This is a genomic window from Bdellovibrio sp. HCB117 (assembly GCF_047305915.1).
Taxonomy (GTDB): domain Bacteria; phylum Bdellovibrionota; class Bdellovibrionia; order Bdellovibrionales; family Bdellovibrionaceae; genus Bdellovibrio; species Bdellovibrio bacteriovorus_B.
On sequence record NZ_CP178622.1, the window covers coordinates 1,096,461 to 1,117,948 of the forward strand.

General features: G+C 45.5%; 21 protein-coding genes. 17 read left to right on the forward strand and 4 right to left on the reverse strand.

Annotated features, from left to right (window positions below; genetic code table 11):
• Positions 1–19: 19 nt before the first annotated feature.
• The 6 genes from ACLWBD_RS05290 to ACLWBD_RS05315 all read left to right on the forward strand — a co-directional run bounded on the left by ACLWBD_RS05290 (position 20) and on the right by ACLWBD_RS05315 (position 7,531).
• Positions 20–1,918 carry a prolyl oligopeptidase family serine peptidase gene (locus ACLWBD_RS05290; RefSeq protein WP_413569871.1) on the forward strand — a complete coding sequence of 633 codons (1,899 nt, stop codon included), beginning with the start codon at positions 20–22 and terminating at the stop codon, positions 1,916–1,918.
• 83 nt (positions 1,919–2,001) lie between these two features.
• Positions 2,002–2,844: a hypothetical protein gene (locus ACLWBD_RS05295; protein ID WP_155722598.1), complete on the forward strand. Its 843-nt coding sequence runs from the start codon at positions 2,002–2,004 to the stop codon at positions 2,842–2,844.
• Between the two features lie 223 nt (positions 2,845–3,067).
• Entirely contained in the window at positions 3,068–4,039 is a 972-nt protein-coding gene (locus ACLWBD_RS05300) for a hypothetical protein (protein WP_413569872.1), read from the forward strand.
• A 283-nt stretch (positions 4,040–4,322) separates the two neighbouring features.
• Entirely contained in the window at positions 4,323–4,598 is a 276-nt protein-coding gene (locus ACLWBD_RS05305) for a hypothetical protein (protein WP_155722599.1), read from the forward strand.
• Positions 4,591–6,795, forward strand: a complete 2,205-nt coding sequence (locus tag ACLWBD_RS05310; RefSeq protein ID WP_413569874.1) for a tail fiber domain-containing protein — start codon at positions 4,591–4,593, stop codon at positions 6,793–6,795. Before ACLWBD_RS05305 ends, ACLWBD_RS05310 begins: the two co-directional genes overlap by 8 nt.
• A gap of 19 nt (positions 6,796–6,814) precedes the next feature.
• On the forward strand, positions 6,815–7,531 hold the full coding sequence (locus ACLWBD_RS05315) for a hypothetical protein (protein WP_413569876.1): 717 nt from the start codon (positions 6,815–6,817) through the stop codon (positions 7,529–7,531).
• A gap of 65 nt (positions 7,532–7,596) precedes the next feature.
• On the opposite strand, the gene ACLWBD_RS05320 is transcribed toward ACLWBD_RS05315, so the two are convergent.
• The 3 genes from ACLWBD_RS05320 to ACLWBD_RS05330 form a co-directional block, all read right to left on the reverse strand.
• Positions 7,597–7,893 (reverse strand): KH domain-containing protein, encoded by a 297-nt coding sequence (locus ACLWBD_RS05320; RefSeq protein ID WP_063209152.1) that lies wholly within the window; start codon positions 7,891–7,893, stop codon positions 7,597–7,599.
• Positions 7,894–8,003: 110 nt separating this feature from the next.
• Entirely contained in the window at positions 8,004–9,074 is a 1,071-nt protein-coding gene (locus tag ACLWBD_RS05325) for a M23 family metallopeptidase (protein ID WP_413569877.1), read from the reverse strand.
• 167 nt (positions 9,075–9,241) lie between these two features.
• Positions 9,242–10,141 carry a pirin family protein gene (locus tag ACLWBD_RS05330; RefSeq protein ID WP_413569878.1) on the reverse strand — a complete coding sequence of 300 codons (900 nt, stop codon included), beginning with the start codon at positions 10,139–10,141 and terminating at the stop codon, positions 9,242–9,244.
• A 79-nt stretch (positions 10,142–10,220) separates the two neighbouring features.
• On the opposite strand from ACLWBD_RS05330, the gene ACLWBD_RS05335 reads away from it, so the two are divergent.
• The 11 genes from ACLWBD_RS05335 to ACLWBD_RS05385 all read left to right on the forward strand — a co-directional run bounded on the left by ACLWBD_RS05335 (position 10,221) and on the right by ACLWBD_RS05385 (position 20,525).
• Complete coding sequence (locus tag ACLWBD_RS05335; protein WP_063209158.1) at positions 10,221–10,994, forward strand: AMP nucleosidase; 774 nt, start codon at positions 10,221–10,223, stop codon at positions 10,992–10,994.
• An 81-nt stretch (positions 10,995–11,075) separates the two neighbouring features.
• A complete protein-coding gene (locus ACLWBD_RS05340) occupies positions 11,076–11,564 on the forward strand; it encodes a hypothetical protein (protein ID WP_063209159.1) in 489 nt (162 codons plus the stop codon).
• Between the two features lie 186 nt (positions 11,565–11,750).
• Positions 11,751–12,296 (forward strand): hypothetical protein, encoded by a 546-nt coding sequence (locus ACLWBD_RS05345; protein ID WP_253696931.1) that lies wholly within the window; start codon positions 11,751–11,753, stop codon positions 12,294–12,296.
• A gap of 176 nt (positions 12,297–12,472) precedes the next feature.
• A complete protein-coding gene (locus tag ACLWBD_RS05350) occupies positions 12,473–12,979 on the forward strand; it encodes a Dps family protein (protein ID WP_063209162.1) in 507 nt (168 codons plus the stop codon).
• A 932-nt stretch (positions 12,980–13,911) separates the two neighbouring features.
• The gene (locus ACLWBD_RS05355) at positions 13,912–14,343 is read left to right on the forward strand and encodes a helix-turn-helix domain-containing protein (RefSeq protein ID WP_063209163.1); all 432 of its coding nucleotides are present in this window, start codon (positions 13,912–13,914) and stop codon (positions 14,341–14,343) included.
• Between the two features lie 71 nt (positions 14,344–14,414).
• Positions 14,415–15,620, forward strand: a complete 1,206-nt coding sequence (locus tag ACLWBD_RS05360) for a S41 family peptidase (protein WP_413569879.1) — start codon at positions 14,415–14,417, stop codon at positions 15,618–15,620.
• Positions 15,621–15,937: 317 nt separating this feature from the next.
• Positions 15,938–16,552 (forward strand): hypothetical protein, encoded by a 615-nt coding sequence (locus tag ACLWBD_RS05365; protein ID WP_413569880.1) that lies wholly within the window; start codon positions 15,938–15,940, stop codon positions 16,550–16,552.
• Between the two features lie 39 nt (positions 16,553–16,591).
• Positions 16,592–17,809, forward strand: coding sequence for an RDD family protein (locus ACLWBD_RS05370; RefSeq protein ID WP_413569882.1), 1,218 nt, complete (start codon positions 16,592–16,594; stop codon positions 17,807–17,809).
• The gene (locus ACLWBD_RS05375; RefSeq protein ID WP_413569884.1) at positions 17,806–18,750 is read left to right on the forward strand and encodes a rhomboid family intramembrane serine protease; all 945 of its coding nucleotides are present in this window, start codon (positions 17,806–17,808) and stop codon (positions 18,748–18,750) included. The genes ACLWBD_RS05370 and ACLWBD_RS05375 overlap by 4 nt, the downstream gene beginning before the upstream one ends.
• 101 nt (positions 18,751–18,851) lie before the next feature.
• On the forward strand, positions 18,852–19,724 hold the full coding sequence (locus tag ACLWBD_RS05380) for an endonuclease I family protein (RefSeq protein ID WP_413569886.1): 873 nt from the start codon (positions 18,852–18,854) through the stop codon (positions 19,722–19,724).
• Positions 19,725–19,997: 273 nt separating this feature from the next.
• A complete protein-coding gene (locus tag ACLWBD_RS05385; RefSeq protein ID WP_413569888.1) occupies positions 19,998–20,525 on the forward strand; it encodes an isochorismatase family protein in 528 nt (175 codons plus the stop codon).
• Positions 20,526–20,540: 15 nt separating this feature from the next.
• Here ACLWBD_RS05385 and ACLWBD_RS05390 read toward each other — a convergent pair whose 3' ends face one another.
• Complete coding sequence (locus ACLWBD_RS05390; protein ID WP_413569890.1) at positions 20,541–21,425, reverse strand: hypothetical protein; 885 nt, start codon at positions 21,423–21,425, stop codon at positions 20,541–20,543.
• Positions 21,426–21,488 lie beyond the last annotated feature (63 nt).

The following is a 21,488-nucleotide window of genomic DNA, read 5'->3' on the forward strand; positions in this document are numbered from 1 at the left end:
GCTGACCATTGGGGGGAAGATGGCCGAAGGAAGTTTTGCCAAAAGGCGCAAGCTATTGTCACTGACGTTGCTCGTAGGTGTCGGGACCTCTATATTCTATACGAATTGTTCAAACTCTGGATTTACGACAACAGCGTCGTTAGAAGACTCGCTGCAATCCGCATCGACCTCGGCTTCATGCAATCAGGCTGTGCGAAATTTTCCACTGCCTACGCATTGGTCGAACACGGTGCTTGATATTGTGGAAGGAGCTTCGGACACTTTGCAAATCAATGAAAGTGATCCGGTGAAAACCCGTCGCATTTACAATTACGGTTTTTTACCTACGGTCAATGCTTATGTGGGAACTTCTTTTGACTTATTCCGCATGGACGATAATGACTTTAATAACTGGGCCGCGGAACTTTGTCGTAACAATGGTTTTCCTATCGATTTGGTGAAGCCCGGTTCGTATTCAGATTGGGTTGTCGCAAAGAAAAGCGTGAAGTCGAATAAACAATCCGTGCAGCTGCTTTATGCATTAAGAAAAGGAACATCCCTAGTAAACGTGTTCCTTCCTCCTGAGTGGAAAAGCTACGCCGCAAAAGGAACCTATCCCATCTTAGCTGGCGGATCCTACGACATCAGCAGTTCTATGCGTGGAGATACTGCTACTCTTGTCGCCGCTCAGATGAAACTTTGGAAAGAAAAGAAAAAGCCTTTCATCGTCATTCAATGGAACGGCGGTGGCGGTCGCGCTTCGATCACCATGAATCCGAAATCTCGAGATGACTTTAATAAAATCGTTCAAGATTTGTCAGAAAACTTTGGGGCGGACGCTCAGCGCATTGTCACGGTGGGTGGTTCTCGAGGGGGAGCGGCGGCTTTAGCCGTGGCTTCAAATCCAGAAAAAAATCCTTATCGCGTGGTTGCCACGTTGGCGGGTGTTCCGGTCACAGACATTGTTGAATACACCGAGCTGATGGGCTCAACCGTGGCGATGACATTAGGGATGACTGAGTACTCTTTGGGTCTTATGGATATATGGAAAAAGAATTTTTCTTATCCAGCGGCAAACAACGGTTTAACGGGCATGAATCGTTCTCAAGCGTATTTGCATGTGGTCACAGGAAACTCTGACGCCAACTACGTTCGCAATAATTTAAATTTAAATAGCTCGCGATTTTTGAATGCTTTAAAAGCTGCGGGTACGCGCGTGCACTTAGAGATCAGCTCTCACGATGTTTTCATTCCTTATGTGTCGCAATTAAAATACGCAAAGGCTTTAGAAAAAGCGGGAATTCCCACCGAATTGAAGGTCAATTATTTGGCGGGCCACTGGATCAGTCCGGAATTTAATTCTGTGTCGTCGCTGATGAATGTGATGGAGAACACCATTGATCGCAGATACTCCGCGATCTTTAACACCGGAACTAAAACTTATTTTAAAAATGAGTGTGGGCAGGGACTGAAGCAGATCTCAGGCCCGATTATGACATTTGAAGTGCCTCGCTTCACAAGTCCCAATATCGATGGCCACTGGCTGGTGACGGGAGAGCCCGGCGCAGTCATCGAGTTTGATGGAGTTTACCGTGAAACTGAAACCAGTCCTGTGTTAGGAAGTTTTGGTACGCAGACCGCGACGCTGAATTCCGATGGTGTTTTTATTTATAAATACCAATTGGATCCCGCCGTTTATGAAATCAAAAAAGTCCGAATGAAAAAGAAAGATAGCAATGTCTGGAAGGACATCAGCCTCGGTTGCACAAGCACGAGCATGAACAGTGGGGCCCTTTGGATTGAGGCGCTTCCGACAGAGCCTTCGCAAGACGATACGGCCGCTCGAGTTGCTGATCGTATCATGCAAGGTTATTTGGGACCGGGATACGTAAAAGGTATCAACGGCTTTCCCAATGTGACTTATGGAATTGCGGAATAAAGACAGCTAACAAAACAAGAAGGGGGGCTAATTCATTAGCGATTTTTCGTTAGTTGGCTTTTGTTCGAAGTAAAAAAGGGGGAATGATGGTTAGTCTTAATAAAAAGAATATTTCTAGAGGAATTCTGATCGTGGGAGGAGTAGGCACACTCCTGGTGTCGTTTCAGAATTGCGGTTCACAAGCGACCTTCGATGAAATGACGATGGCGTCGGGTTTGGACCCCTCAGGTCTGGGCACGGTGCCACCTGTGATTGTCGATGACAACGGAAACATCGTCGATAATTCAGGATCGACGCCGAACACGGGAACTTCGGGATCAAACACGAATACGGGATCTAACACGAACACGGGATCTAATTCGAGCACTACGACTCCTGGTACGAGTACCCGCACAAATGGCAGCTCGACGAAGGCTGCTCCGAAGGTGAGTGCTCTTTCAAACTATATCAAGTCTTTTCATAACGAAGTAGCCGACGGAAATTTCCATGGGCACTTTGTGGTTTCGGGAGTATCGATTGCGGAAAAAGAGCAGATCTATCTTTGTGTCGCGAATACTTGTTCTGACAAAGACTATGTGAAGTTGACACACCATCCATATGTCGCTGCGGTCAGCGCGCGAGACGGGGGTGTGCACTTTTCTGTCTTCTTTGCTAAGGTTCCGAATCTTGAATTGGGTGGCACGATGAGCGTGTACCTGTACAAGATCGATAACCAAGGCGGAAAAACATCTTTGGGTGGAATGAGATATCCTTTGCACGTCGCACTTCCGTACGTGCGCGATTATGCGTATCCGAAGTTTTCAACCGTCTCGCAAGTAGGTAATACGACGATTGGACTCGATATGTATTGCAACGGCGGTGGTGCCGGTCTTCCTAACTATTGGGTTGGGAACTGGAAATGCCGCTACGATTTGCGTGTGAATTAATGGATCCTCGTAAGGGCCCCCGATGGGGGCTCTTTTTCTTAGAACTGAATACTGCAATGACAAAGGGCATGGATCAATGTGCAAGCAAGGTGCGATGAACCCTCAAGGATTTATGAAGCCGTTAGTCAATCCAAAAGGATTCGACAACGCGTATTTTTTGATGACATCGGGTTTGGTGATAGACACCATGAAAAGACGAGGTCTACATCTGACTTTGATTTTGATGAGTTTCTTAATCTCGGGTCTTTACTCCTTTAGTTTAAAGGCACAAACGCTCTCCGGTGATATGTTTTATTATTCTATAAAAGATCGCTTTTCCCAAGAGTTCTGCAAGGATTCGGACCCATTGAGTTCTTGTGCAACGATTTCTCGCGAGTATTGTGAGTACCAGGTGGCTCATTTCCTAGATCAATGTTGGGGTGATGCGCGGTTGCCATGGATCGAGGAGCAAAGGAAGTCGACGGTTTTAAAACAACTTGGTCCCTGTGTTTCTCGGCGATTTGTTTCAACCAACAAAGGAAGCTGGCTACAGAGTAAAACATGTGAAGACTGGTTGCGAACTCGTGGGCAGGGTAGGCCTTTCTGGGAGGATAGTGCTGATATACGCAGTATTCGCTCGAAAACGCCAGCGGGTAAGAAAAATTCGTTGAAGCAGTTGTATCCAATAAAGGTCGCCGAAAAAACTGGAAATCTACATAGGATAAATAAGCTATTATCTAAAGAATTTAGAGTCCTTTGTCCTTCTCACAGCGGAAGAGATTTATATACTTGCGTTAAGACGGTCTATTCGAGCACGAATATAGAGTTCACAACGGATCTTGTGCTACTTTCGTCTGCTGCTGTGTACGCTATGTTGAAAGATAGGAATATGGGATATGCTTCATCAATTCTAAAATTAATGGGCGCAGAAAATTTAATTTTTCTTTTGGAAAAAATGGATTTGTCTAAATTGTACATCGCTCAATACCAAGCGCACGACATCGCCGAAAAAGTTGAACTGAACAATTTCAAAGCGATGGAAGAAAAACTGCTTCGTCAGGCGTATGGAGAAATCTCGAAGTCCATTGGTAAACTTCTTAAAGAAGCTGAGGCTTCTAAAGACGCCGAATCAATTCAAAATATCAAGGAAGCAAAGTTAAAATATTTAAAAGCTCGGTATGAAAAGATAAAGTCAGCCTCGTTAGCTATACCTTAGCTCAGCGGTGGCGCTGGTCTTCCTAATTACTGGGTAGGCAATTGGAAGTGCCGCTACGATTTGCGTGTGAATTAATGGATCCTCGTAAGGGCCCCCGATGGGGGGCTCTTTTTTTGATGACTTCTTAAGGCGCGACTTCGGTATGCCTCGACCAATGCTTTATGTATCAAGCCCATTGATACAGATTCTTTGATAACTCCTCAGGGTTCTTGAACATATTGTCGATGCGTAAGTAGGAGTCAAAAAATGACTCGTATATCGAAGCTGTATTGTTTGGAGAATTATGAAGGATAGAAGACAGTCTTCTATTGAAAAATCAGTCCTCATAATGGCGGTGTTGCAAATGCTGCCGGCTTGTACTCTTCAAGCAAACATCACCGACCTTCAGACTGTAGCCACCCCAAGTGTAGGTAGCTTAAAAGCCGCTCCTTTATTGGTTCACGGTCAGACCGTCAGTATGGGTAGCGGCTACGTGATTCGTGGTTCGTTTGGTGAAATTTCAGAGCGTCAACAATTACCAGCGAGTGAGTTTGCAATTGACGGAGTATCGAATGAATAGATTTCTCCTGTCCCTTCTCTTATTGATGGCGTTTGAGGTTGAAGCTCAGGTGAACAACGCAATCTCTTTCCATGCCATCGTTAAGAATTCTTTTGGGGAAGTCTTTACTCGCACGGGTCTAAGTGTAAATGCAAAAATCTTATCAGCTAATAATTGTATTTTAAGAGAAGAGCAGTTTAATGGTATTGCCATTACCGATGGCTATCTGAACTTATGGATCGGTCGAGGCATTGTTGGTGGTCACGATCCTGGGCTTACGATGAAAGAAACCATGGACAACTCACATGTGATTTCAAGTGGGCCATCTCAACCGGGGGGCTTGGTTTGCCTTGATGGCACCGGAAATGTTGATGGCGGAGTCACTTCGTTCAATCCTGCCGTGAGCGGTACGAAAAGAAAGTTTCGTCTATCCGTTGTAATTGACGGCCAAAATTTATTTGCAGATTTTGATATGGGTACGACGGCTTACGCTTTGAATGCGGAAAGCTTACAGGGTAAATCGCCTGCAGACTTTATCATGAGCAACAGCGCTCAAGGCGTAACACAAAATAATATCGAAAGCATCTTTAGTCGCTTCACAAAGCTGGATGCGATTTTGGGACGCTTTGATGCGACCGGGGTGAGCTTAGGCGCGAACATCACCGGAAATGCGGCGACCGCGACAACGGCAACAGTCGCAGATTCAATTGCTGGCGGTCTTAACGGTCTCTTACCGAATCAAACAGGCAAAGCAGGACTTTATTTGCGCACCGACGGAACAAATGTGAGCTGGGAAGCTGTTGCTGGCGGTAGTGGCAGCTTATCAAGCGTGGGATTGAATTTACCAAATATCTTTTCAGTTTCAGGAAGCCCACTGACGGCGGATGGATCCATCGTGGCCTCTCTTGTTAGTCAAAATGCAAGTTATGTTCTTGCAGCTCCGAATGCCTCTGCGGGAGTTCCCACCTTTAGGCCTTTATCGGTGAGTGATATCAGCAATGCAGGCAGCGCCGCTCTTTATCATGTTCCTGTGACAGGCGATGCCGGAATAACAGAGCTTGTAAAGGGTGATGACTCTCGCTTAACAAATGCACGTCCTATTCCGGATAACACAATCACGACGGTAAAAATTCAAGACGGCGCGGTTACCAATGACAAGCTGGCCGCCGGCATTAGTGCCGGAAAAATTTCTGGTTTAGGCGGATTGGCAACTAAGGACTTCGTAGATCTTTCAACAAGTGACGTTACGGGAACGCTAGCAGCATCAAGAATGCCAGCGCTTACAGGAGATGTCGTATCAACCGCAGGATCCGTGGCTACGGTCATTGGCAACAATGTCGTGACAAGTGCTAAGTTCAGACAAAGTATTGCCCGATCCGTCGTGGGTGTCAGTGGGAATGCGACGGCCAACGTGACTGATATTCAAGGAACGGCCAATCAAGTTTTGCGCGTTGATAATCTGGGAACGACATTGGATTTTGGAGCTGTGAATTTAGCTTCGACCAGCGCCGTGACAGGGGCCCTGCCAATCGCAAACGGCGGCACCGGTGCAACGACGGCCGCTTTGGCAAGAACAGCCCTGAGTGCCGCGGTAAGTGGGACAAACGGGGATATCACAAGCTTGACGGCAGTGACGTCTTTGAGTAGTTCGAGCGCGCTCTCATTAACTTCAGCGTCGAATACAAATATCAATATCACACCGGGTGGCACAGGGCGGGTGATTCTTGGTGGCAACGTAGGTTTGGGTGTGCCATCGCCAACGGAAAAACTTGAAGTGAGTGGCAATGTTAAAGCTACTAGTTTTATTTCAACTTCGGACAGTCGTTTAAAGACGAGTGTGGAAACATTGAGAGGCCTTGATACGATTCTAAGACTTCGCGGAGTCCACTTCCGATGGATTTCAGATCTGACGCCCGAGTTGGGATTGATTGCTCAAGAAGTCGAACAAGTGGCGCCGGAACTGGTGGTCACGGACTCGCGCGGATTTAAAGCAGTTAAATATTCCAACATTGTGGCGCCTTTAATTGAGTCTACCAAAGAGCTGTACGGTCTTTGTGTTGATACTTCAAATAAAGTGAAAGCGCAAAGTCGTGGTATTGCCACGGTCGAAACTCAGGTGCAGAAATTAGAAAATAAAATTCGCAAGCTGGATGCTGAAAACGCTGAGCTTAGAAGCCGCTTGGAAGCTTTGGAGAAGGCTGTTTATGAAGCTCGTTAATTATCTCCCTATCATTTTTTTGCTCATCTATTCGGATGCTGGCTATGCGCTTGGGACCGGTGTTGCTGGTAAGATTGAATTTGAAAATAAAAACCTATCTTATTACAACGGTACATCCTGGTTTACTATTGATTACTCGATCGGGACCAGTTGCTCAGGGCATGCAGCCGGGACTATTCACTTTGAGTCTCCTCAGATGAGATTTTGTGACGGCACTGACTGGCGCATTATTGTTAGCACACCTGTGTCGATTTGTGCGCCAGCTTCCGCTGGCGCTCTTGAGTTTAACTCTCCCAACTTGAGGTTCTGTGATGGTACTGATTGGCGACGGATCGAAGCTACGGCTCTCACAGCTTCGCCCTCGTTGTATTCTTCGCCAGTACCGAGCATCCAGGCCTTGGGTGATGCCAGTGCTTTAACTGGAGTGGGGACCAGTTCTGGGACGGAACCTTGGATTGAAGTTACTTATACTCAACCGAAAACAACGAGTTCAGCAACTTTTCGGCAGTTGGATCTAGCGGCGCCGGGGACTTGGGGAGCGCATTACCTTAACGGCGCATCTTATCAGTATCACGATGGTGCTGGCTGGGTGACACTAGCGAACTTATCAGGATTCACAAATGCCGGTGCAGCGATTACGTTTTCGCATGGAAGCGTAACGGCGACACGCTTTCGAGTTATACGTTTAAGTGTCACGAATTATCTGGGAGTGGGAGAATTTGTAATTAATCCGTGAGGGTTCGATTCGGTCTAGTCTTTACCTTAAATCATTCAAAAGCCCCTCAGTCGGGGGCTCTTTTTTTAGAACTGATGGAACTTCTCGTCGTTTTTAAAATTTAAAATAGCGCGAAAGCCGTGAGTTCCTGCCATGCCTGCGATTACTGTTCTTAACGCATTGATCATGCGACCTTGAGAACCCACCAGTCTTCCATACTCTGATTGCACAGTTTCAATTTGATAGATTGTCGTACGTTCTCCGACAGAATAAGTGACTTTAATATTTTCCGGAGTGGTCACGATTTTTTTGACAACGGATTCTAAAACTGAGCGCAGCGATTCCCTGACATCAGCCTGGCTAGTAGATAGGGCAGCGGACATGTAAACCTCCATGACCCTATTGAAACGTACATTGCGTAAATGATGAAGAGCTTAAGGACCATAAAGTGTGGAACCGTCGCTGAAACGACGATTCCACTAGCAAAGATTTTTTAACCGATTTTAAAAAGGTTCGCGATCCAAGCTACTGAAGAAAGAATTGAGCCTAAGTAGCTGCGCGGATTTGCTGGGACGTAACCACGTTTTCCTTGGATGTGTGTTTCAAAGTGCAAGTGCGGAGCTGTTCCGATACCTGTGTTTCCTGATAGAGCAATAAGATCACCTTGTTTCACAGACTGTCCCGCTTTGCTCTTAAAGCCAGATAAGTGAGCGTACAAAGTTTCAAGTTTATTGCCTGGGTGTACGACGATGACGTAGTGACCGTAGCCAGAAATTCTTTTTGTGCGGCGATTTTTCTCTGTGCGAGTCGCTAGAACTTTTCCATCAAGCACGCTGACGACAGAGGTGCCAGTTGCTGCGCGTAAATCAATACCTTTATGTAGTCGCTTGCGCTTAAGTACGGGATGGTTGCGCATTCCATATTCACTTGTCACTGTTAAGCATCCACGGCCACAGTTTTTAATCGGGCTGATCACAGTTTGCACCGCCGCCTTTTCAATGACACCAAACTCAATTCTTTCTGCGCGCATGCGGTCGACATATTTCGATAATGAATTCATCGAGTGCAGTCGCCCTTCTTGCATGAACTCATTGAAAGAGCGCAAAGCATCAGCACCGTTGCTTTCAAGGGCCCCAGTCACTCTTAAATCTGAAAGAGAAAGACAAAGATCCGTGCGATCCATGATCTCATCAGAGCGAATATCTTCGTCCATCACGTCAACGATGCGAAAGCCGCAGGCAAAACCTGCGCTATTTTTAGTGACCTCTGTCTTTCCGGGAGGAATGAAAGGAAAGCGGATGCGCTCGGGACTGCTCGTGGCATCACTTAGTGCGGAATTAATATTGTGTATATCAATCGCCAAAATAGATTCTTCTGGTAATTCAATCGCAGAGACCAAGGCACGTTTGCCATCCGCAAGCTCAGAAGCTTGGTAAAGATGAATGGCGAGCTTGTTTTCCAAGTAAAGCGTGTCATTGATTTCTTCAAAGGCCTGCGCCAAACCTGGCGTCGCAGTCATTACTAAAACACTTCCGAGTAACTGTGACAGAAACTTATTTCGCATACGTTCCTCCGATCCACTTTGGCGGAAATGCGAAGAACAGGCCATGATTTGGAGCCTATGAAAAGCCCCTAAAACGATTAAACAAGAAATCGCTGTCTAAGTTTTAGTGAGTTGGCTTCAAAAAATGTCACCGCGGATGGCAGGGATCCGCAGTAAGGGATTGTTTTCTAACTTAAAGGAGTTGGCGTGGGCGTGGGAAGTGGGATGATGTCGGGCTCTCCGGGCACTTGCGGAAAGCTGCCATCCATCCAAGCCTGCTTTGCTTTCTCGATCTTCTCTTTCGAAGACGAAACATAGTTCCAATAGATGTGACGAGGCTCAGGGAATGAATCTCCACCCAACACCACAACTTGAGTATCTTCCGTCGCCGTGATCTTTAAGGAAGAGTCATGTTCCAAAATCACAAAGTCATCCGGGCCGATTTCTTTTTCTCCCAAAGAAAGTTTTCCTTTGATGATGAAGAACGCAAGTTCCTGAGAGCCCGGATCAAATTCGAAAGTTCCGCCTTTCTTTAACTGCACATCCATAAAGAAAAGTTTTGAATACACATCGACAGGCGAAGTTTTTCCGAAAGCGGAGCCCGCGACCAAACGCACATCCGCATCACCTACCTGAAAGCGAGGAATGTCAGAGGCTGCATGATGCTTGAACGAAGGCTCGCGATCTTCTTCAGCTAAGGGTAATGCCACCCAGAATTGCAGAAGGTGCAAGCGATGTGCTTTGCCATGAAGTTCTGGTGGCACGCGCTCCGAGTGTGAGATTCCTTTTCCTGCCGTCATCCAGTTGACGTCTCCCGGAGCCAGGAGTTGTTTATGTCCCAAGCTGTCGTGGTGAAGAACAGCGCCTTCAAGTAAATAACTCAAAGTAGAAAGACCGATGTGGGGATGAGGGCGCACTTCCATGCCTTCTCCCGCAGGGAAATCCGTTGCTGGAAAGTAGTCGAAAAAAATGAACGGACCGATCATGCGTTTTTTCGCATACGGCATCAAGCGGTGCACAGTGGGGCCACCGACAGAGACAAGACGGGGAGCAATCTCCATAAGAATATTATTTTGTGTAGAACTCATATTATGTCCCCTTTCATTCTGTGGAAACTCATGATAGCCTTAACCAATTTAGCATGTGAATGAAAATTTAAGGAGTAGCATGAAAACAAAAAAAGAAATCGTCGATAACTGGCTGCCTCGCTACACGGGCGTGCCTTTGAACGAATTTGGTCAGTACATTTTGCTTACGAACTTTGGCAATTATGTGAAGATGTTCGCAGAAAAGTTCGATGTCCCAGTGCGCGGTCTTGACCGCCCGATGCAATCAGCAACAGCCGAAAACATCACTATCTTAAACTTCGGTATGGGAAGCGCTCTTGCTGCAACGTGTATGGATCTTTTAACCGCGATAAATCCTAAAGCGGCTCTTTTCCTTGGAAAATGTGGTGGTTTGAAAAAGAAAAACCAATTGGGTGATTTTATTCTTCCGATCGCGGCCATCCGCGGTGAAGGAACGAGTAATGAATACCTTCCTGAAGAGATCCCGGCTTTGCCATCCTTCCGTTTGCAAAAAGCGGTTTCTTCAATGATCGCGAAACATCAATGCGACTACTGGACGGGCACGGTTTACACGACGAACCGTCGCGTATGGGAGCACGACGAAAACTTCAAAGATTACCTGGCTAAAACGCGTGCGATGGCTGTGGATATGGAAACAGCGACGATCTTCGTTACGGGGTTCGTAAACGAAATTCCTCGCGGCGCTTTGTTGCTGGTATCTGATAACCCGATGATTCCCGATGGCGTGAAGACAGAAGAGAGTGATAAAAAAGTCACCGCTAATTTTGTCGACAAGCATCTGAACATTGGTATCGATGCTTTGCGCGAGTTGCGTGATTCCGGTGAATCTGTGAAACACTTGCGCTGGGATTGATTTCACACAAACTCTTGTTCCTGAAATTTCCAAAGTCATGCAGTTCGAATAGCTTCTAACTCCTAAATGGAGGCTCACTGCATGACTCGCTGGATGATTCTTTTTGTTACTTTAATTTCTGTTTCGACTTCTTGGGCATTTGATTCTTACGAAGTTCAAGCCACTCCTCGGCCGCTTCCCGATGCGCCTTATGAGCCTGGTCCCGGCGACCCTATTCCCAGCGAGCCGCCTCGTGAAGAGTTTATTCCTTATTCGTTAGGTGAGGGTGATACGGGACGCTTTGGTTCTAAAGATACCGAGTTTTATCCACGTTTTGATTTAGCGAGAGTTGTGAGTATTCGTTTGGTCGGCTCACGCAATGAGATTGATGTGAAAGAAGTGAAAGTTCTTTACGCTGACAACATGGTAGAGAGAAGTTTGTACACGCTTCAGGGAAATTTACGTTCCGGCGCGATGAAAGAAATCGCTTTGGATGGGCGACCTATTTATCGCATTGATATCTCTGCCAAGTCCGAGCGCTTCTGGAAAAAGTTAGGGAGTTACCGAGTAGATATCATCGCTGTACGATGACAAATGCCCAAAGTTTGAGCATGAAAATTCGATAGGAAAATAGAAAAAGGCCTCGGTTTCATAGGGGCCCTTTTCGTAAATTCACCTTTTTTCACGCAATTAACATGTTGTGTCATTTTGAAATGTGCGATATAACTGGCACCACTTTAATCACTACAACTGAAGTACATTTTGGGGAGGCTCGCTTTGATCAATCCTGGCACTAACATGCAAGCGGAAGAAATCGACTCTGACTTAGACTTGGACCTAGATAACGAAAAAGAGATGAAGAAAACCTCTGCTTTCGAAGCAGATATGGACGAGGACCTTGAGGCAGAAGCTGCTTTAGCTACTATGGCTGGCAACTTGTTGATGGAAGGCGAAGAAGACGACACGAACCTGGATGAAATCGAAAATATCTTAGAATTGCCAGACACAGGTTTCCCTAAGTTCACTTTGGCAAAAAATAAAGCTCGTTTCCTAAGAATGGTGAGCTGGTATCGTGGTAAAGAAGAGTGGATTGAAGTTGCTCCTTTGTCAGGCGTAACAAAACTCTTCAAGCAACAAACGAAAGAGTTGGAAGGCATCCGTTCTTCTAAACTTGATTATGAAATGGAACTTGAAACTGGAACTTTGACTCCGTCACAACGCTCTTATCGCCGTGACGAACTTAAGATGTGTAAAGTTCAAGAAAAAATGGCTGTTCACTTGATCTCTAAACTTCAAGTGAAAATCAAATCCGGCCGTAGATAATCCGCGTTCGCGGGTTGCAGTAAAACGACTTAAATTGTTGTAACCATCAAAGCCAAGGGTCTCCACCCTTGGCTTTTTTCTTTTATCGCACAGCACACAGACCCGACAAACCTTCCTGATGATTCTCTTTTAGTTTACAGTTTGAAAGTACTCTTAAAGAAGGAAAGGTAGTTCCTATGAAATCTTCTAAAAAGAAATCACAATCAAGCGCAGTAGCCATCGACATCGGAATCCCAGAAGCAGACAGAATCAAAATCGCAGACGGTCTTTCCAGACTTCTTGCTGACTCTTACACTCTTTATCTAAAAACACACAACTTCCACTGGAACGTGACAGGTCCGATGTTCCAAACTTTGCATTTGATGTTTGAAACTCAATACACAGAACTAGCTACGGCCGTAGACTTGATCGCAGAAAGAATCCGCTCTTTAGGCGTTCCGGCACCAGGCACTTATAAAGAATTTGCAAAACTAACAAGCATCGAAGAACCAGACGGCGTTCCATCAGCAAAAGAAATGATCCGCCAATTGGTAGAAGGCCAAGAAGCGGTTGTAAAAACAGCTCGCTCGATCTTCCCGAAAGTAGAAAAAGCGGGGGACGAAGTGAGCGCGGATCTTCTTACACAACGTATGCAACTTCACGAAAAGAATGCGTGGATGCTAAGAAGCTTGTTGGAAGAGTAGTTCGTAATTCCAGAATTTTAAAAATAGAAAAAGCCCTGGGGAATCCTCGGGGCTTTTTTATTTTTGAATCTAGAGCGTAAACTTAAAACTTAACGCAACCGCTTACCGCCACGGTGGCGGTAAAACGGGTGATCCTGCTTTCACTTCCACCGTGGAAGTAACTTTGTTTGCGAAAGGATAAGCGCCGACGTAGTTGCTCACTGCCACGATGGCAGTGAAGTTATGCTTGAAGCCCGATAGCCAGGGGAGCCAGGAGGCTTTTCGCTCTCCCAGAGTGACGCAATCGCTTACTGCCACCGTGGCAGTAGAATGAAGCAGCAAGTGTTTTCAGTTTGGAAGTTTTTGAAGTCCAAGCACAATTCTCAACCGGTAGAGTGAAGTGGTGAACGAAGAATGAACGAACAAAGATGGTAAAAACTACTTCGCAAAGCCGGAGTCGCACTAGCAACAAGATCCCAGCCGAAGGCATCTGCTAAAAACAAAAAGCAGCAAACCCAAAACAAATCTCCACACGCAAGCCCACTCCCACCAAGATAAATTTTTGAACAGCCTGCCAAGGTTAAGACATATCTTGCGGTATTTAGAAGTTGATTACTAACCGGACTACGAGGCTGGGAACGAATATAGGGGTGGCCCCGCAAAGGTCGGCCTTCGTCGGCGCCACGACGGCGCGAACCGCCGAAGGCGGCGACGATTGAGCCCGGATGGCGTGCCGACCGCCGCGGAGCCACCCCTATATTCGTTCCCAGCCAACCGAAGCCCCGAATAGAAATCAAGACCCAAAATAACCCGGCAGAAAGCCCAGTCTTTCCCCCAACTTAAACTGTCTCAAAAAAAAATCGCACCTGGCCCTAAATTCTCAGCGTGATACGCCGATAGGTACAAAGTGAGTCAATTAGCATTGAATAATGTTTCAAAAGGGGAGGATTTAAATGTCACGCACAGTAATGATCGTGGTGAGCGATAACCAGGAAACGATTGAGAACGCAAAGAAGTACTGGGAAACACACGATGTGACAGTTCAAGCCTATTCATCTTCACAATGGAGAGAAGGTCTTGATAATGCATTTTTCAGACAACAACTAGTAGCTGGTGTTCCTGCTTTGATTTCAGGTAACAGCCCAGTAAATTCTGATGCTGGCGGTAACGTAATCCAGTTCCCAACAGCGACAGCAACTTCATCTAGCGTACAAAAAATGGAAGAGCTAGAAGCTCATGCTATCGAAAACGCTATCGTACAATACAAAGGCAACTTGACTGAAGCTGCAAAAGCTTTGGGTATTGGTCGCGCGACTTTGTATCGTAAAGTAAAACAATATCACATCGATCCTTCAGCAGCTCGTAAGAAGAAAGTGGCTGCTTAAGACCCTTTTGAATTGAAAACCGAAGACCGGGTGTTTACACTCGGTCTTTGTTTTTTCGGGGACCTTTCGGAATGAGTCGTGTTCTTGCCATACTACTAGCACTCAGCTGCGCCTTCGGAGCGTATCATTTCACTTTGCAAAAAAGTTTCGTGAACCCGTATCCGGTGGTTTGTGATTTAGTTTCCTCAAAAATTTTTCTAGAAGACGACCAAGTCAAAAAATGGAATCGCATCTGCCATCGTCGCAGTCGCCTGGTGACGCCTTATTCGCCCAAAAAATTAGTCATTAAAGATATCAACAATGTGTTGGGTTTGCTCAACGTTTCTCATCTCGAGGTCTATGACTCTTCTGAAGTGAAGAGTATCTGGAGAGGAGAAGCCTTAGAAACAGGAATTGAAGCCGAGTTCGTCGACAGTGAGCTTGTGATTTTCAAACTTCATCCCAACTCGCCTGGGGCTTTGGCCGGCTTAAAAAAGGGCGACGTTATTAAAAGCATCAACCGCGAACAGCCCAATCCTTGGGAAGCTGCGACTGAATCGGGCACATACGTGATCGAAAGAAAAGAACAGGAAATTTCTTTTCAAATCAAAGCCGCTCATATCGTTCGCAAAGAAGAAGTCAGCTTTGAAGATCTAAAAAATAAAGCGGCGATGATTCAAATCCCTTCATTTCGTGCCGATTTTTTCGCCGATGAAAAAATCGCCGAGCTTCAAAAGAAACTTCAGAACGTCAATCGGCTGGTTATCGATCTTAGAGGCAATGCAGGTGGAAACTTCGTTGCCGGTTTGAGATTTCTTTCGTTGATTCTGTGTCAACCGGAAGAGGTCGGGCGTATCGTGCGACCGCGCTATTCGCAGAATGTGACAGCTGAACTTCCTGATGACTTGCGCGATGAAAAGCAGTTAGAGATTTTAGACCACAGCAAAGAAGTGCTCCTAAAAACTTTCAAACAGGACACTTGCTTCCGCGGCGATATCAAAGTCCTGGTGGATGGGAAAACGGCGTCGGTGGCCGAGATGGTCGCACAAGCTCTTAAAGAATTTAAAAAAGCCCCCCTATTAGGAAGTCCTAGTCGCGGCCAAATGCTTGTGGGCGTTTGGTATCCGCTGAATGAGGTAGGACCGGGAGTGGAGATCTCGATCCCGGAAGCTCTGTACCTCAGCAACAACAAGTACAAAATCGAAGGGCAGGGTGTCGAGTTAGATAAAGTCCTCTATTACAACTTGAATGAGATGCAGGCAGGAATAGACTCTTGGGTAAAAAGAGCTCTCGATTGAAGGCTGTTGAAAAAGGCCCGTCCGACTGCGTTGTCGGGCTTTGTCCTCGCTCCGACGTGCTGCTAGCAACGCCTGCGCTGCGGGAAAACCCTCCGCCTTGCGGCTGAACCTTTTTGAACAGCCTTCAAACTGGCCTTGGAGTTAGTTTTGCGGTTTGGCAGTTAATTTTTTCGTCTTGAAATGAGATGATCATTTTAATACGTCAAACATCTTTTGTTCGGCTGTTCAGCTCTTTTGCAGCGAGCGAGAATAAGATAGACTTATAGACGGCACAGTCCTCGCACTAATGAGTAATATCATTTTACGAGGGGAAACATATGAGGAATGCAAGCGTGATTGAATTTCCAAAAGCTCAGTCAGTAAGAAAAAGATTGCAGGATAAAGCTCAAGAGCAAAAAGCAGTTCTTGTTCTTTCCATTGCTTCCGTACTCATTATGTCTGTATTCCTGAATCAGTGGTTGGTCCAAGGGCCAGAAAAATTAACCACAAATGGCAATCGGGGTGTCGCTAGTATTGAATCAGCGGCATTGGCCAAAGATGTGAAGTGGGAACAAGACCTCGCTAAGAAATTAGCGTCGGATAAAAACGCTGTGGCCGGCAGTTTGGCCGTTGCACCCACTCTTCGTGATGAATTGATCTTTGGATTTTTGGAAGGTCGTTACGGTATGAAGCTCGCTCAAGGCAAAATCGAAAGCCTGGAGTTCATTGATGCTCAAGCGGGTGATCAGCCAATGGCTATTTCTGATAAAGCAGAGTTCTTAACGAAGTATTCCGAAGCTTTCGGTATTGGTTTTGACCAAGTCAGCTTGGCGCAAAACTCTGCGGAAGGTCCAGTGTACTCTTTGATCTCTGAATCTAAAGAAATCGTTGGTCGCGCGCAGTTCGTGACAGATGAACAAGGTCGCGTTTCGGCGATCAATTTTACACAATAATTGCTTTAGTCTTTCCTGTCCCAAGCCGATACGATCCTTATGGTATTTCGCGATCTATCGGCTCCACAGTCTACTCCATCTTCGAATGAAAAAACCGCGACACCGATTGCTTCGGTGTCGGATCGTTTTATCGCCCTTGTCTTGGACTTTCTGATTTTTTCTCCGGTGATCAGTTTAATTATTTCGGGATTGGTTCGTCAGACAAAAACGTATTTTCTTTTAGATGTCTCTTCAGCGGAAGGAATGATTTCAGCGACGTTGGTTATTGCCGTTGCAATCTTCTTTATATGCTTGTTGCAAACGGTGTTTTTGTATTATTGGCAGGCAACTCCCGGGCAGCTCTTTATGCAAATGCGTGTGGTGTCTTTTCCTCACGCACAGAATCGGCTTTCAATAAATCAGTGTGCGACCCGCGCTTTTTTGTGGTGCACTGGATTCTTGGTTCTAGCTATTCCATTTTTAGAAGTCGTCAGCCATCCATTGCGTCGCGCTTTCCATGAAAGAGCTTCCGACACCATGGTCATGACTTTGAAACATGTTCCTGATGACGGCCCTCATCCTCTGGAATCAAAATTCATCGCATCTTGGATGCGCATGAGCTTTTTATTTTTACTATTATTTGTCGTGATCGGTTTCTTTAAAACATATCATTCTCTTCAAGTCGGGGAGTATGCCTCGAAAGAAAACCGCAGTGTGGCTTCGTGTAAAGAAATTAAAAGTACCGAGTTGACGACGTCTTCACGAATGGATGCGGCTTTGGTGCTTTATCTCTTAAATGAAATCTCTCCTGAGTGTTTAAGCAAAGAAGCGGATGTGTCTTTGTGGAGTGACCCGGTCTCGTCTCAGGATCTAGCGTATCTGGCAAAGTATTTAACGGCATCAGAGTCGGAGCAGGAAAAGTATTTCGATAAAATCTGTGAAGACTCTTCATCACCAACTTGTGCGACAGCTCGTTATATGTTGGAAGATGGAGAAAAAGAAGAGCTAGATCATGCGGATCCGAAACTGTGGATTACACAGCTTCTAAAATCTGATGAAAAGTATGCCGAACAAGATTTCGTCGCAAGTCTTGCTTTAATCGAAGAGTTGCAGAAAGTGCCAGCGCTAAAAGCAGCATTGGAAAAACGTTTTGTCCGTTCGGTGTGGGGTCTTAATGAGATGGCCTATGCGCATCCTAAAAAGAAGGGACGTGTTCCTGCCAGTGCCTCGGATGAATCTTTCATTGAGACTTTCAAAGAAAGATACGAGGTTCCATGATTTTCCCAGCTCCCGAAGATTTTAGAAGTTATACACGCTACCCACTAACGATCACGCTTGTGGTGTTGAATGTATTTATCTTCTTATTGATCTTTAGTGGTGCACCGAATTCAGTTTCTTCAGCAAGTCTTTTGCAAAAAGACGGTCTGACTTTGACGGGCCGACTTTACTACCAATATCTTCAAACTTTACCTGCAGAACTTCTTTATGAGAAGCCAGCGTGGGTGCATGAAGTGACATCGAACAATGTCGAACAATTGGGTGTTTTAGGGGCTTACGCCCTTCGTGACGCTCGTTATTTAGCGACGGCGGAAACCTGGGCCTATAAGGGCGATGAAATTCAAATCAATCAGTGGCGTTCCGACATTCAAGAGTTTCGAAAGAAGTATCAGGAACAACTTTTATTTCGATTTGGTCTGAGTTCTTATGAAAAAGGCGCGCTTTCTTGGGTGACCTATCAGTTCTCGCACTCAAACTGGATTCATTTAATTTCAAACTTAGCTTTCTTGGCCGTGATTGGCATTGCGGTCGAAGCCTTAGTAGGAAGTGGAGCCTTGCTCTTTCTATACATGCTCGGCGGTATTGCTGGGGGCGCAGGCTTTTTATTCTCTGAAGCTCATGGAACAGTCCCGATGGTGGGGGCGAGCGCCTCAATCAGTGCGCTTCTCGCATTTTACTGCGTGGCTGAAACTCGAAAACGCATTCGTTACCTTTATTTCGTTTCGCCCATGCCCGGGCACTACGGTCCGATTTATTTACCGACCCTGCTGATCATTCCCTTATTCTTGCTTGTAGACCTTGCTAATTTCTGGTCGACACCTGAGGGCTTAGGGGGAGGGGTGGCCTACGCTGCTCATCTTGGCGGCACATTCTTAGGCGTTTTCGTGGCGCTTCTTTATCGTTGGAAAGCTCCGACGAGTTCGGTTTTAACTCAATCCTGACATTGTAATTAATATATAGCCGTTGACAGTTCTATTACGCTTGAGACACATTGGGACCCCAGAGGCTGTAAAATCACCCACAAACGAAATGGTGGACCCGAATGAAGCTATTGAAGCTCATTAAGTCAGTGATTGTTCTTACATTATTATCCGTTGGCGTTGCGAATGCGTCGCAATCGACAGTGATCCCGTACTACGGTGAAGAATTCTACCGTGATCTGAAAGCGGGCGTTTCCAACAGAGATCTACAAACAAGATTAAAAGCCGTTCTTAGAAGCTACCACGTACAACGTGCCGGAGCTTTAGACATGATCGTGAAGAGCTGCCAGGCCGGACAAGGCAAATGTTACGCTCACAGCGCGATCGGTTATGGTGCTGCCAGAGTCTTCTTGTTGGGCAACTACTACCTAGTAAAAGATGGCAACAATGGTTATGCCGTTCACGATGTTTACTGTGATAAAGATAAAAGACGTGCTGATTTCCGTGGCACTCCTCCAGCTCCCGGTCGCATCCCTGATAATGGCGTGATCAATGTTGAGCACACTTGGCCACAAAGCCATTTCACTCGCAGATTCCCAGATGAAGTGCAAAAGTCAGATCTTCATCATCTTTTCCCAACAGATTCACAGTTGAATTCCATCCGTGGTAACAATCCATTTGGTGAAGTGACTCAAGATTTGATGGACTTAAAGTGTCCTGCATCTCGTTACGGTTTGGGCACGGCGGGTTCTGATGAAGTTTTCGAACCACCAACGGCACACAAAGGGAACGTAGCGCGCGCTTTGTTCTACTTCTCGATCCGTTACGATCTTCCGATTGATCAGCGTGAAGAAGTTGTTCTTCGCAAATGGCACAATGAAGATCCGGTTGATGAAGAAGAGATGAGAAGAAACAACGAAATCTTCAAAGCTCAGGCAAACAGAAATCCTTTCATCGATTTCCCCGAGTTGGCTGACAGAATCGCTGACTTCTAAACTGAACATAATAAATTTTTGAATTACAAAAGCCCGTCGACCACGGGCTTTTTGTTTTTTGCATTCACTTGTTCGAAGAATTCAATAAATTTCTTAAAAAAACTGAAATTAGACTCTTGCAATGCTGAAATTGTTGTGTTGCAATCATTTCTACGGGAGGGGTGATACCACGGAAGGTCTCGGGGAGCATGATGTTCTCACCTCTATTTTTCTTTTATAAATGAATAACCCACGGTAGAAATACCGTGGGTTTTGTTCTTTTTGGGGTCTATTATGAATCAAGGCACAGCTTTAATGATAGTCGATGCTCAGGTGAATATGTTTGATCCGAAAAGACCCGTCTTTGAAGCCGAACATCTGTTGGAACGTCTTAAAAAGTTGCTTTCCTTAGCCCGCGCATCCGGCACCCAAGTTGTTTTTGTTCAAAATAATGGCACTGCCGGTGAGCCTGATGAGCCCCGCACCCCAGGCTGGTTGATTCATCCCGAGCTAGAGATCGCCATCGGCGACCTGATCATTCAAAAAACCGAGTGCAGTGCCTTTGCTGAAAATGATCTAGAAAAACGCTTGAAGCAGATGGGAATAAAAAAGCTCATCATCGCAGGTTTGCAGTCTGAATATTGTGTAGTCACGAATTGTGAAAAGTCGCTTGAGGCAGGGTTTGAAGTGATTCTGGTTTCCGATGCCCATAGCACCTATGACTCTGCCACGCAAAAGGCCCCTGAAATTATCGCCAGCATTAATGCGAAACTGCGCGACAAATTGGATTTGTGGCGAGTAGATGACGTTCGTTCGACGTAAATTGTCCGGCCTAAACTATTTATGAAATGCCTCTATGTATTCTAGAATAGTGAGCAAATACGTGGTCGTTAATTTAACCTCATGTACGACTTTCTGCTCCGAAAAATCATTCTTTAAACTCTGTATGATATTTCGTAAAATATTAATGTTACCCGTTTCCAAAAAGTGACCGAAGTTTTTAGATGCTTCCCTCAGGCTAACGCTTTTGGGTCTCATTTGAAGTAGCATATTAAATATTCTATTGGCCGTCCCATAGTAAGCCCTTAGCGCTTCCTCAGAATTTATATTATTTTGAATTACATGACTCTCAATAGGAACAAGATAGTCCTTAAACTGGTCATGCATCGCTTTGTTAAATTGGTTCACGGGTTCTACCGTTTTTACGGAACCGTCTATGCCGGAAATTTTTTCTTCTAGTGATTGAATCGTTTTTGCTTGGGAAGAGATAGTTGCTTCGCGTGCAGTTGCGACTTCCTCAATACGATTTCTTTTGTCAAATTCTTGGCTGTACATTGACCTGAGATGTGCCATCTCGTTTTCGATAGATCTTAATCGAGACGAGGCATCCACTGCTGCGTTAGATCTATAAACTCGGATAAACTCGATCAATTTGTATATCGGAAGTAACGCCGCAGATAGCGCGATATAAAAGCAGGTTAGAAGTACCGGGAAAATAAATGGGTAACTGACTATTTCTAAATAAGGCAGGTCAACTTTGAATAACGGAGAAGTTAAGAGGCGTTCCGTTTCCTGAATTTTTTGATCAACATTTTTGTCGGAAAAGACCGTTAAGACTATTCGCCAGTTCACGACAAAAAACAAAATCGAATAACTTCCAAAAATAGGATCTACGATACGGGCTTTTGCATTATCTAACGCGGACTTAATTACTTCTTCCATAATTCCCTCGTAACCCCCATATAATAAATTAAAATGAGTTTGCAAATAAAAAAGGCTTCGTAT